12 protein-coding genes are annotated in these 12552 nt (G+C 51.0%); 4 read left to right on the forward strand and 8 right to left on the reverse strand.

Annotated elements, in window-relative coordinates; genetic code table 11:
- Positions 1 to 114 precede the first annotated feature (114 nt).
- Positions 115 to 1836, forward strand: a complete 1722-nt coding sequence (locus tag FJ147_06780) for a hypothetical protein (GenBank protein MBM4255588.1) — start codon at positions 115 to 117, stop codon at positions 1834 to 1836.
- A 34-nt stretch (positions 1837 to 1870) separates the two neighbouring features.
- On the opposite strand, the gene FJ147_06785 is transcribed toward FJ147_06780, so the two are convergent.
- The gene (locus FJ147_06785; GenBank protein MBM4255589.1) at positions 1871 to 2752 is read right to left on the reverse strand and encodes an alpha/beta hydrolase; all 882 of its coding nucleotides are present in this window, start codon (positions 2750 to 2752) and stop codon (positions 1871 to 1873) included.
- 114 nt (positions 2753 to 2866) lie between these two features.
- On the opposite strand from FJ147_06785, the gene FJ147_06790 reads away from it, so the two are divergent.
- The gene (locus FJ147_06790) at positions 2867 to 3616 is read left to right on the forward strand and encodes a glucose 1-dehydrogenase (GenBank protein ID MBM4255590.1); all 750 of its coding nucleotides are present in this window, start codon (positions 2867 to 2869) and stop codon (positions 3614 to 3616) included.
- Here the strand turns inward: FJ147_06790 and FJ147_06795 are convergent.
- From FJ147_06795 to FJ147_06810, 4 genes are all read right to left on the reverse strand, one after another.
- Complete coding sequence (locus FJ147_06795; GenBank protein MBM4255591.1) at positions 3603 to 4436, reverse strand: hypothetical protein; 834 nt, start codon at positions 4434 to 4436, stop codon at positions 3603 to 3605. The two genes, FJ147_06790 and FJ147_06795, sit on opposite strands and share 14 nt — an antisense overlap.
- Positions 4437 to 4692: 256 nt before the next feature.
- Positions 4693 to 5661 (reverse strand): electron transfer flavoprotein subunit alpha/FixB family protein, encoded by a 969-nt coding sequence (locus FJ147_06800; GenBank protein MBM4255592.1) that lies wholly within the window; start codon positions 5659 to 5661, stop codon positions 4693 to 4695.
- An 11-nt stretch (positions 5662 to 5672) separates the two neighbouring features.
- Positions 5673 to 6425, reverse strand: a complete 753-nt coding sequence (locus FJ147_06805) for an electron transfer flavoprotein subunit beta/FixA family protein (GenBank protein ID MBM4255593.1) — start codon at positions 6423 to 6425, stop codon at positions 5673 to 5675.
- Between the two features lie 96 nt (positions 6426 to 6521).
- Positions 6522 to 7298, reverse strand: coding sequence for an IclR family transcriptional regulator (locus tag FJ147_06810; GenBank protein MBM4255594.1), 777 nt, complete (start codon positions 7296 to 7298; stop codon positions 6522 to 6524).
- Here FJ147_06810 and FJ147_06815 point away from each other — a divergent pair.
- Entirely contained in the window at positions 7251 to 8183 is a 933-nt protein-coding gene (locus FJ147_06815; protein ID MBM4255595.1) for an N-formylglutamate amidohydrolase, read from the forward strand. The two genes, FJ147_06810 and FJ147_06815, sit on opposite strands and share 48 nt — an antisense overlap.
- Before the next feature lie 21 nt (positions 8184 to 8204).
- Positions 8205 to 9119: a methionyl-tRNA formyltransferase gene (locus FJ147_06820; GenBank protein MBM4255596.1), complete on the forward strand. Its 915-nt coding sequence runs from the start codon at positions 8205 to 8207 to the stop codon at positions 9117 to 9119.
- On the opposite strand, the gene FJ147_06825 is transcribed toward FJ147_06820, so the two are convergent.
- From FJ147_06825 to FJ147_06835, 3 genes are all read right to left on the reverse strand, one after another.
- Positions 9116 to 9634 carry a biotin/lipoyl-binding protein gene (locus FJ147_06825; protein ID MBM4255597.1) on the reverse strand — a complete coding sequence of 173 codons (519 nt, stop codon included), beginning with the start codon at positions 9632 to 9634 and terminating at the stop codon, positions 9116 to 9118. The genes FJ147_06820 and FJ147_06825 overlap by 4 nt on opposite strands.
- Before the next feature lie 20 nt (positions 9635 to 9654).
- On the reverse strand, positions 9655 to 11145 hold the full coding sequence (locus FJ147_06830; GenBank protein MBM4255598.1) for an acetyl-CoA carboxylase biotin carboxylase subunit: 1491 nt from the start codon (positions 11143 to 11145) through the stop codon (positions 9655 to 9657).
- Between the two features lie 174 nt (positions 11146 to 11319).
- Positions 11320 to 12450 (reverse strand): homoserine kinase, encoded by a 1131-nt coding sequence (locus tag FJ147_06835; protein MBM4255599.1) that lies wholly within the window; start codon positions 12448 to 12450, stop codon positions 11320 to 11322.
- Positions 12451 to 12552: the final 102 nt, after the last annotated feature.

Consider the following 12552-nt stretch of genomic DNA (forward strand, 5'->3'; position numbering starts at 1 on the left):
GTAACCGTATAGAGGCCCCAGCGGGGCCTTCCTAAGAGTTACCGCCCCCAGCGGGGGCTTCGGAATGTGCTCGGCCCCTTCGGAGGGGCCTTCTTAATACCACGGCCTCTGGCCGTGGTAGCTTATTTTGGAGAACCATTAGCGCATCCACACTTCCGGCAGTGTCTAGAGATTCTGCATGGCTCTCAGGTGGCTCGTAACGCTCTCGTTATTCAGCATACTAACGCTTCGCTTCTCAAGGGAGACAAAGCGCGAGCCCTTCTCGATATACCCATCGTGAAAAAGCTTGTGTTCTCCTTTGATGGATTTGGCGATAAAGAGAGATTTGAGTGTTTACGCGGTCCTCACTACGAGCAAGTACTTGCGAATATTCGAGCGTTTTCCCAAGAGGCGAAGAAGCAGCGCCCTGATCTGCTCTTGACGACGTGTACCATTCTTCCGCGTGAAGGAGAAATTCCAGGTTTAATTGTTCCTTCAAGAGTAGAAGCGTTCCAGCGGCTTGAAGCAACCTTTGCCCCTCTTGGGGTCTCGGTCGAGACGCGTGACATGCATGGCTACAGTGGGAATGATGAATTACCAATACACGGGAAGCTTCAGGAGCGTGTCTTTGGTGGATGCAATTTTATCGAAGGCGATTCTTTGTATTTTACTGTCAATGGTTGGGCGCAACCATGCTGCGCAGTTTATAACGAAACCTTTAATGTTGGCGGCTTCCCAGAACAAGACTTTGGTTCGCTTTTGAATAACAGTAGCATGCAACGGATTCGGCATGCCGTACGCATGGATCGCCGTGCTGAGATTCCTTGTTGTCAGAACTGTACGCTCTCTCTTGGAACGACTCTGCCTGAGCACGAATTCCACCAGTTCTGGCTTGCGCGTGACCGCACCGGCGCAATAGCTGATATGGAGGAGAGACAATACATTTTAGAAAAGCTTGCTTCCGCCGACCACGTGACAAGGTCTATTGATCTAGGCTGTAACGGAGTGAAGCACGACCAGCTTTTGGAAGCAGGAGGGGGACAACAGGAACTCCAGCAACAGCTGTCCGCTCGAACGGAGGAGATTGCGCAGTTACAGACGGTCTTGGCCGAACAAAGTAAGGAAACGGAACGACTCCAAAGCGATTTGCGGGCGACTCAAGGTCGACTGTTGGAGCTGGAGCAACAGATACGTACGCAGCAGCAAAGACTTACGGAACAGCAAGAAGAGTTGATGGGGAAACAGGTACTATATGATCAACTCCAAGGGAAAGTTGCCGCTGTTGCGCAACAGCTTGCCCGCTTTGAAATCAGGAAGCCCATAGTGTCGGCTGAATTGACCGCTCTTCGTCAACGCCGTACCACCCGTTGGTTGTCCCGCTTTCAGCTTGGTGGTGATCTTCGCGAGGCGGTTGCGCCTGCCTTCCAACAACTCAAAGACGACAGTTTACATTTGACGCCTCACCTCAAGGGCTATCGACTCCAGCCCAGTACCGATTTACGGTTTGTTCCTTTTCTGACCTATCCGTTGGAGCTACAGCAGTCTCATTTCAACGGACTGTTACTTGCTCCTATCCTGGATCTCCCGGCCAGCCAGGGCAGCTTGGGGATTGAGATTGTCTCACCTGCCAATATTATCATGCTCCACACGCTGTTGCCTTTAGTACAGATAGACGAGCAGGCACCGACGCATTTTACTTTTTCGCCAATTGCTGACTCCCAACAGGGCCGATTCTGGTTGCGCGTGTTCGTCCGCGACGCGATCGAACCCGTGCGAATCTTTGAGTGGCGCAAATACCGCTTTGGCCGATTCGGGTATCTACAGACCCGAGCGTTCTGTGGAGTGAACTTTGCCTGATCACTTCGTTCAGAGCAAGCTGTTAGATTGCGATTTAACTGCGGAGGAATCCTCGTACCTCGTTTAGAAAGATTGCCAATTGATCATGATGAACCCAGTGACCTGCACGAGGAACATTCACGAGCCGGGCATTCTGGAATGCTTTAATGCGTCCATCTTTTTCCGGGTCTGAGGCCCACGATTCCATGCCGCGAAATAACAGAGTGGGGCAGGTAATCCGCCCCCAAATTTCCCATGCGTCGTCAAGATTAAAACGGTATGGTGATTGCGCTCGGACGTAGTTGTCAAATTTCCACGTGTAGGTCCCGTCTTCGTTGCGACAAAGTCCATGGACGGTGAGGTGATACGCTTGCTCTTCACTGAGGCGTTGGTTTGCTTCGCGCATGCGCTGCACGGCTTCGTCAAGCGTCTTATAACGACGCGGGAGCCTCCCAGCTAAGTTACGCATCTCGGCAATCCACCGCTGCATCCGTTCATGCGCATGTTTTGACTGCTGCTCTATCATCTCTGGTGGTGGACCGAGGCCCTCAATCGATACGACCTTACTGACTTTTTCTGGATAGACACCGGTGTATTGCAGAACGATGCCGCCACCAAGCGAGTGGCCAATTAGCCTTACCGGAAAAGTGTCAAGTTGTGACAGCAGTTGAGCGATATCCACAACGTACTCAACCATTGTGTATTCGCTGCCGCGTGCCCATTCTGAGTCGCCGTGACCACGGAGATCTGGAACGATAATGTGATAATCACTACGGAGAGCTTGGGCGACCCAATCCCAATTGCGTGCGTGATCCCGCCCACCGTGGACAAGCACGAGCAGCGGCTTGTCGGGATTGCCCCAATCAACATAGTGCAGTTTGAGACGCTGCGAATAGAAATAATGCGAAGTGGGACCGATAACTTGTTGTGCTGACATAAGTGCTCTCTTTTGTCTGGGGCAATTGTACGGGGGACCTGACTCTGTCGCAACTCCTCACCTTGAGAGTGCTATGGAAAGGGGTGTATAGCTTCAGCTAAGGAGGGTGTTGCTATGGCAGGACGACTCGATGGTAAAGTTGCATTGATTTCCGGCGGAGCACGCGGCATGGGGGAGTGCGAGGCACGCTTGTTTGTTCGCGAAGGCGCAAAGGTGGTTATAGGTGATGTCCTTGATGAGGTAGGCCAAAAGGCTGCGCAAGGAATTGTGCAACAAGGTGGTGCGGCAACCTATATCCATCTGGATGTGACACAAGAGAGCGACTGGCAACGAGCAGTGGAAATGGCCGAGCGAGCCTATGGCAAACTCAACGTTCTGGTTAATAACGCTGGTATTGTGCGGATGGCGCCGCTTGATGAAACCAGCTTGGAAGCGTGGAACGAAGTGATCAACATCAATCAGACTGGCGTGTTTCTAGGGATGAAGCATGCTATCCCAGCCATGCGGCGTGCTGGGGGCGGGTCGATTATCAACATCTCATCGATTGCTGGCCTCGTTGGTCTCTCGAATATCCCAGCGTATCAGGCAAGCAAAGGTGCTGTGCGGTTACTGACCAAAAACGCTGCGGTTCAATATGCGCAAGATAAGATTCGTGTGAACTCCATCCATCCAGGTCGTATCGAAACACCGATGACGGCTCCGCTCAGCCCCGAGCGACGCGATATGGTCTTACGCATGACACCACTCGGACGTGACGGCAAGCCTGAGGAAGTCGCTTATGGTGTCCTCTATTTGGCATCCGACGAGTCGTCGTTTGTGACAGGAAGTGAGTTAGTGATCGACGGTGGGTTTACGGCGCGGTAAGAGCAATGTTTGCCGTGTAGCGCGCTTCGCGTTTTTCCACTTTTGAGACCGGGTGCACTTCTAGCCGGAGTCCTTCGACTTCTTTTGGCAGTATGGAGGGATGAGCTGCTGTGACATAAATACCGTTTGCGCCCATTCCAACTGACTCAATCCCCGGAAGAGCCATGAGTCTGTTACGATTGCGATCAAGAATTTTGTATGCCTGTTCGGGAGGAATGCCAGCAATAGGAAGCATCATCAAACCTGGAATCGGTTCAGGATGTACGGGATCAAAACAGAAGCGCCATCCATGCAAGTTTGTTTCATACAAGTTTGCTGGGCAGGTTTTTGCACGTTCTCTTTTTCCTTTAGGTTTGAGAATAATTACCCCTGGTGGAGGAGGATAAACAGACAAGGATGAAACAGTAACTGGGATGCCTTCTATTGTCTGAGGGAGAGCCTGGAGGTGAGCTGGCAGATATTCTAGCTTTTGTCCTTTGTTATCTGTGTATACCCTTATGTGGATGATAATTTTATCGCCAGCAACAAAGATCCCTTCTACACCGGGGATTTTTTTGAGTTCGCTTTCATGGCGTTTAACAATTTTCTCCACCACTTCTCTCGATACCCCAGCAACACGAGGAATCGGTCGGTTTTGAAGGGCACGGTCCAACTCTCTCATTCTATAGCGAAAGAGGTTGGTATGTAGAGATTGCTTGAGCTCTGTTAGGAGCGTTGGGAAAAAGCGAATAGTAAGGACGAGGATGAGCCCGCAAAGAACGAAGGCCGTTTTCTTTATGATGGGCATGAAAGGGAGATGCGCGCCCTCTTCCTGTGTCACGGTATCTGACCTCCTTGCTTTCGCTTATAACCGGAGCAATGGATCCGGGTCCTAACCGTGTAAACAGAGAAAATAGCCGAGAAATTCCCTTTCCCGTCTTTCTTTGTTCTGCTTGTACAAAGAAACCTGCAGTTAGTAGAGAAATGTAACTGAGAGTGATATATTTGGAATTTTGTGGGGAAGGAGATCAATACCAGGGCACGGACCACCGTGCCCAGATGAAGTCACAAGTCAGCAGGCGGGTCGCTCTTACCGTTTATCCTTTGAGCTTCTTCACTTCCTCCGTCAGCTCGGGGACAGCTTTGAAGAGGTCGGCAACGAGACCATAATCGGCGACGTTGAAGATTGGTGCTTCGGGATCTTTGTTGATCGCGACGATCACCTTGGAGTCTTTCATACCTGCCAGATGTTGGATCGCGCCGGAAATGCCAACCGCAAAGTATAATTCTGGTGCGACAACTTTTCCGGTTTGGCCAACTTGCAGGTCGTTCGGAACAAAACCCGCGTCGACGGCCGCGCGGCTTGCACCCATCGCTGCACCGAGTGCATCAACGAGCGGTTCCAAATAGGTGGTGAAATTCTCTCCCGACTTCAAACCGCGACCGCCAGACACGACAATGCGTGCTTCGGTCAGTTGTGGACGATCAGACTTGATCTCATTAAAAGAGACGAATTGCATTTTCTTCGCGCTAGCATCGAGATTAATACTCGCTTTTTCTACAGGGGCGTGTCCACCAGGTTGCGCAGCATCGAATGCCGTTCCCCGAACCGAGATGACTTTTACTGCACCATCGAGTGAGACCGTTGCCAGTGCGTTACCTGCATACATCGGTCGCTTAAACGTGCCGTCGGCGTTAATCGTAACCACATCGGTGGCCATACCAACCCCGAGACGTGCAGCCACTCGTGGCAACAGGTCTTTGCCCACAGCGGTTGATGTGGCGACTAACAACGAGACATCGTTCGCTTTGATTAGTTGTTCGAGTGCTGAGGCATAAGCATCAGCGAGGTAATTGGCGAGCGCTGGGTCATCGGTAGCAATAACTTTAGCGACTCCATAGCCAGAGATTTCTTTCGCTGCTGCATCAATGCCTGACCCTAAAACAGTGGCGATACAATTGCCGCCGAGTTTGCTTGCCGCTTCTTTTCCTGCTTGTAATGCGATCAGCGTACTCTTAGGAAATTTGCCTTTTTGATGTTCAGCAAAAACAAGAACGTTACCCACGTCAGTACTCCTTAGATGACTTTCGCTTCAGTGTGGAGCGAATCCACGAGCGCTTGGACGGTTTCCAGTTTCTTGCCAGCTTGTTTCTTGGCTGGGGGTTCGAGCTTTTGTACTTTCAGTTGTGGGGTCATCTCAGCACCTAAGCTGGCAATCGCAACCTCTTTAATCTCTTTCTTCCGAGCTTTCATGATACCTGGCAGTGAGGCATAGCGAGGTTCATTCAAACGGAGGTCAGCAGTAATAATGCCCGGTAAAGAGAAGCCAATCGTTTCTAATCCACCATCGACCTCGCGAGTAACTTGGGCTGACTTCTGATCCGCAGCGAGTTCGACTTTTGAGGCGAATGTTGCTTGAGGCCAATCAAGAAGGGCGGCAAGCATCTGGCCAGCTTGATTGGAGTCGTCATCGATTGCTTGTTTGCCCATGATGACGAGGTCCGGTTTTTCGGTCTCAACCAGTTTGGTAAAAACACGAGCCACTGCCAGTGAGTCGAGTTCTTGTTCGCTGATAATCAAAACTGCCCGATCAGCGCCCATTGCTAACCCGGTGCGGAGTTGTTCGGTAACAACCTTGGTGCCAATACTGGCAAGGACCACTTCACCGCCGAGTTTTTCTTTGATGCGTAATGCTTCTTCAATTGCGATTTCATCGAATGGGTTGATGACGTACTTCACGTTGTCAGTAACGATTCCTGAGCCATCGGGTTTTACGCGAATCGTTGTCTCAGGGTCAGGAACGCGCTTGACCGTAACTAGCGTTTTCACTCCACTATTCCTCCATATGTGATGATGTGGTGGGGGGACGGCTGAGATGCCGCCCTACTTCAGCGTGTCTGCATGACCCTGTCAAGCGCTGTCGTTCTATGCGTTATAGCCTAAGCGAACTGAGAGTTCATGTCCGGCGTTAAGTACCAAAGGCGAGAGTTCCTTCTCAATCCGTTCAGAAGGAATACGATACGCGGGACCGCTTACAGCAAGGCTTCCAACTACAGTACGTGTGTAATCTCGGATGGGGACTGCAATGGTACGTACGTCAGCAAGATACTCACCGTTTTCCAGTGCGTAGCCCACAGTAGCAACTTCTTTTAACTGTTCGACCAAGATCCGACGGTCAACAATTGTGTTTTCAGTGTAACGCTCGAGTCCTTCTGGAAAGTTGCGTTGAATTTCTTCAGCTGGTTCAAAGGCAAGATGAATTTTTCCGGCAGCCGTGCAGTACAGCGGAAGTGATTCCCCAACGTGGGAGACGATACGGACTGGTTGGTCAGAATCGACCATATCAAGGGGAACAACTTTTCCTTTGCGCATGACGGTTACATACGCGCTTTCATGACATGCTTTGACAACATCCGCCATAATCGGACGTGCTTGCCTGAGTAACCCCATGTGTTGGATGTAACTTTGCCCCATTTGCAAACAACGTGTTCCTAAACGATAGTTCTCAGTTGATCGGTTCTGCTCAATATAACCGCGTGATTCAAGCGTCGCGAGAATTCGAAAAACATTGTTTTTATGAAGTCGTAATCGCTTACTAAGTTCTGTGACTCCCAACTCTGCATCACCGTGGAACTGCTCAAGCACATCCAGGGCATGAGCTACAGCCTGGATAATGTAATTGCTCTTTTCACGGCGAACCATGCTGCCTCCTTGCACCTCGGTCAGATAGCAAAAAACGTTTTACTTTATATGAATAACCTGTTCATTTGTCAACGGAGTTTTATCCGGGACGACTTGCAACTTCCCCCCTCCTTCAGTAATTCAGAAGGCATGCGGCAGAATAACAATGCGTTTGAGCTGATTAATCTAGAAGGACAGTTTCCTTTGGTTCTGACCTGTGAGCATGCCTCCTATGCACTACCGCAGGAGTATCAGAACCTCGGCCTTTCGCCAGCAGAAGTTCAACAACATATCGGGTGGGATATTGGCGCACGTTCGGTTGTTGCTTATCTCGCGCAAACCCTTGATGCACCAGCAATTTGTTCTCGATATTCCCGCCTGCTGATCGATTGTAACCGTGATCTCAATGACCATGACATCATCGTGAAGGAAAGTGATCGTACGGTTATCGTAGGAAATTGCGATGTGTCACCAGAGGAACGGCAGAATCGCATCGATACATTCTACCGACCATATCATGAAGCAATTGACAATTTACTTGCACAAAGAAAAAACGATCAACCAGTTCTCCTGAGTATCCACAGTTTCACCCCTGTTCTAGGAAAGAAAGAACGTCGGTTTGATATGGGAGTGTTATTCGATCGTTACGAGGATTTAGCGCAGGAGGTTGGGGGACGGCTTGGCCATGATGGCCATCGTGTCCTCTATAACGAGCCATACTCAGGATATGATGGACTGATTTTTAGTGCCCGTACTCATGGCGAACGAAACGATTTAGTGTACCTTGAACTCGAAATAAATAATAATCTCATCGCCACGGCTGAGGGAGCACGACGTATGGCGACAGTGATTGGCCGTGTGTGCCGTGTCCTTTTTCCTCAGCCTGTTGGTAAAGCACAAGCATGAGTGAAGGAAGGGAAAAGATCCATGCGTATCATTCTTATTGGCCAAGCTGCATTTGCTGAAAAGACGCTCGAAAAACTGACTACCAAAGGCGAAGAAGTCCTTGCGGTATTCTGTCCGCCAGATGCTCCAGGCGGGAAGTTCGACCCAGTGAAACAACGCGCGATTCAGCTCGGGATTCCAGTACATCAACATAAGACCTTGAAGACGCCTGAAGTACGCGATCAGTTTGCAGCCCTCAATGCGGATTTAGCCATCCTTGCCTTTGTCACACAGATCGTGCCGCCACAGGTCTTCAACCTACCACGATACGGCAGCATCTGTTTTCATCCATCGTTGTTGCCAAAATACCGTGGTCGTAGCGCGATTAACTGGGCGTTGATCAACGGTGAATCGAAAACCGGTATCACCTTGTTTTGGGTTGATGAAGGAATAGATACTGGACCAATTCTTTTGCAGAAAGAAGTTGACGTCGGACCAGACGATACGACCGGGACATTATACTTCAATAAATTGTTCTCGGTTGGAGTTGACGCGATTACTGAGTCGGTTGACCTGATCAAAGCGGGCAATCCACCTCGTATCGTCCAAGATGAGTCACGAGCAAACTATGATCCTCCGTGTGGAGATGAACATGGACGGATTGATTGGACGCAGTCAGCCCAGGTTGTTTACAATCGGATTCGTGGATGCGACCCACAACCCGGAGCGCATACCGCATGGCAAGGGAAGATGGTGCGGTTGTATGATTGTCGGCTGCAATCGGGCTCATCTGCGGCGTCACCAGGACAAGTGACCGCAATTGAAGGCGAAGACTTACACATTGCTGCACCGGGGGGAACAATCATCGCGAAAAAAGTCCGTGGTGACGGTGGAAAAATTGCAGCGTCAGAGTTTGCCAAACAAAGTGGTATCCAGGTTGGTGCGCGGTTAGGCTAATCACCCTGTGTTGCAGCCTGAGGGAATTCGAGTTCGACTAACAGTTGGCCGAGTTCAACCAGTTCTCCGGCAGCAACGTGAATCTTGCGAACACGGGCAGGTCCTTCTGCAGTTAACGCGTTCTCCATTTTCATCGCTTCAAGAACGACCAGGACCTGTCCAGTTTCAACGTTTGCTTCCTCTGTCACTCGAACGTCAAGAATTTTTCCCGGCATTGGTGAGCGGATCTCTGGGCTCAAGCGCCCAGCTTCACGTTGACGGCTGTGAGAACTTTTCTTTTCCCCACGGGCAAATTCGTACACGTGCCCATCAAGAGCGACGAGCGTCCGCGGTCCGTCACTGACGACATGTGCGTGCAGGAGTTGCCCATCAACCACGAGCGTTAGCGCACCTTCATGTGTCGCGAGAATCTGTGTTTGTAGCGCTGTATCCCCCACTGTAACAGTGTACTCGTCGCCGTTCTGCCGATATTCGACCGTCAGCGCATTTCCCCGTGCATGCAATGTTGTTTTCATACGTGCTCTCTCTTAGCGGATTAATTGCCAATACGCCAACCACCAAGGTGCTGCCACGGGGTTTCACTAGCAGATTGTACACTTTGTGCAGCTTGTGGAGTGGACTGTTTGTGACTAACTGCAGCAGCAAACGCGGCCACGTTGAGACGTGGTGCTGCCTCAGCCTGCCACTGGGCGAAATGCTCAGGAAGAAAACCGGTATGGGTGGCTCCAGCGATGAAGGCCGGATGGGCAAGCAGGTCACGGAGGAATGGGATATTTGTTGTGGGCCCTAAGACGAGACACTGGCGCAGGGCCGATTCCATGCGACGACGTGCTTGTTCTCGGTCCTGACCCCAAGTCGAGAGCTTAGCGATCATCGGGTCATAATAAACAGACACCTCGGTATGCGAAACGACTCCGGCATCAACGCGCACGCCAGGACCGGTCGGTGCTTGCCACAGTAACACTTTGCCTGGAGAGGGGAGAAAGCCGTGGGCTGGGTCTTCGGCATAAATTCGACATTCAAATGCATGTCCACGCCGTTGAATATCACTTTGAGTGAAACCCAACCGCGCGCCGCTGGCAATGCGAATCTGTTCACGGACGAGGTCTAACCCTGTGATCCATTCTGTAATTGGGTGTTCGACTTGTAGCCGTGCGTTCACTTCAAGGAAATAAAAATGCCCGGAATCATCAAGGATAAACTCCACCGTGCCTGCGTTGTAATAGCCGGCAGCTTTGGCCACGGTGAGCGCTGCGGCGGTCATCTCCTCACGGAGTTTCTCATTCACTGCTGGTGAAGGAGTTTCTTCCAGGATCTTCTGATATCGCCGCTGAATCGAACATTCCCGTTCACCCAGATGGATGAGGGTGCCATGCATATCACCAAGAATTTGCACTTCAACGTGACGTGGGCGTTCAATGTAGCGTTCGAGATAGACTGTTCCTTCGGCAAACGCGGCAAGTGCCTCGCGCTCGGCTGCAGCAACTCCTTCGAGCAGGTCTTTTTCGTCGCGCACGATGCGCATGCCTTTGCCACCTCCGCCAGAGGCCGCCTTAATCAGAAGCGGATAACCAAGGTCACGCGCTTGTGTCTGCAGAACCTCAGGGTCACGCGAAGGGTTCTCTAACGCAGGAACGACCGGGACTCCGAGCTTGGTCACTGTCTGGCGAGCGAAGATTTTATTACCAACCGCAGCAAGGGCATCGGGCGAGGGGCCAATAAAGGTAAGGCCAGCCTCTTTTACTAAACGGGCAAAGGTGGGATTTTCCGATAGGAAGCCATAGCCTGGATGGATTGCCTGCGCGCCGGTTCGTTGTGCGGCAGTAATGATCGCCTCGGCATTCAAGTAACTTTCCTTCGCTGGCGCCGGACCAATATGCAACGCTTCATCAGCTACATACACATGAGGTGAGGAGCGATCAGCTTCAGAGTATACGGCAACGGTAGCAATACCGAGTTCACGACACGTTTGTGCGATCCGGCTGGCAATCTCGCCGCGATTGGCGATGAGAATCTTCTTGAACATAATGGTGGTGATGGGGGGCAACAGCCTGAGCTCAACTCATAACGAGGGTGGTGCCCTAGGGATGTCTCCTCGAATGAAACGAAGGGATTCCCAGAGAGATTCTTCGTTTCACTCAGAATGACGTGTCCAAAGGGTCGCAGCGTATAGCAAAGTGCGAGGGGGCTATGGCCCGTGTTAGCGAGCCGCAGCGACTCGTTTCTGTGTTCGCACTTGCAACGTCAAGGCTTCTCGCTGTCTTCCTCCGCTTCTCCTATTCTTTATTGGTGTTCGCCCTTCCGGCTTATCTCGAGCTGCCGGAGGTTTTTGGTACTGGCGATAATCATAGCCAGTTGCCATGGCCAGGAGAAGTCGGTTCATACCACCGGGACGTTCGCGACGTAAGACCTGCAGTCGATCAAAAAACTCGCGGAAATCTTTGCTTACGCGATCTCGTGCTTCCATGGGGCGCAGAAAGAAGTCTTTGAGGCGCGTGATGGTAAAACGAAAAGCGGAGAAGCGTAATTCATTGGGGAAGGCATCCCACTCCGTAAGGGTGAGCGTTCGTACGCTCTGGTAGCCTGATAGGAAGGTGTCAAAACGGTCAATCTCAAAGCGTCCATCAATATAGCAGAGCGCATTTACTGCGGTTGCGACGTCATAAATAAATTTCCCCTGACAAGCCGCCTCAAAGTCCAGGACACCCACAACCTTGTCTTTGCGGAACAGCAGGTTATCTGCAAACAAATCCCCGTGGATGATCCCCTTTGGTAATCGATCTTCTTGATATTCCTGTTGGTAGAGCATTTCGTCATCAAGCATGTGTGTCAAATGACGCAGATACCCAGGCAGTCGCTCTTTGACCTCCTGGTAAAGAGCGAGAATCCGGGTGGCACTAAAGCGATTCTCTTCATCTTTCGGATAATCAGAACCGACTTGATGAAGAGTAGCAAGCAGCTGTCCGATATGTTCCAGTTGAGCCTTTGACATTTGCGCTTCTGGGACACTTTTTCCATTTAACAGCGTATAGAGAGACAGTGGCTTTCCTTTGTACAGGCGATAATACTGTCCCTGACGATCCACGAGTGGCTGAGGACAGGGGAAATCACGAGTACGCAGGAAGAGGAACAATGCCAGCTCACGTTCAGCATCAGCTACGCTTTTCACTTCATCGATTTTGAGAATGATCCGACCTTTGGAAGTTTCTAACAAATAGTGAGTATTGACAGATCCAGCAGGAATGCCGGTCATTTTGTTGAGGGTACCTAGACCGTACGAGGTGACGAAATTCGCCACCGTCCGGTGATCTAAGGGGGTGTACACTGCCATGTTCTGTTTCTCCGGTACTCCGGTGTCGCACCTGGAGGCCGTTGGTCGGAGGAGTGCGCTAGCTTTCTTTAGCGCTCTCAGGTGGGGATTGTCAAGAAAATT

The sequence above is a fragment of the Deltaproteobacteria bacterium genome (assembly GCA_016874775.1).
Lineage (GTDB): Bacteria > Desulfobacterota > Binatia > Bin18 > Bin18 > VGTJ01.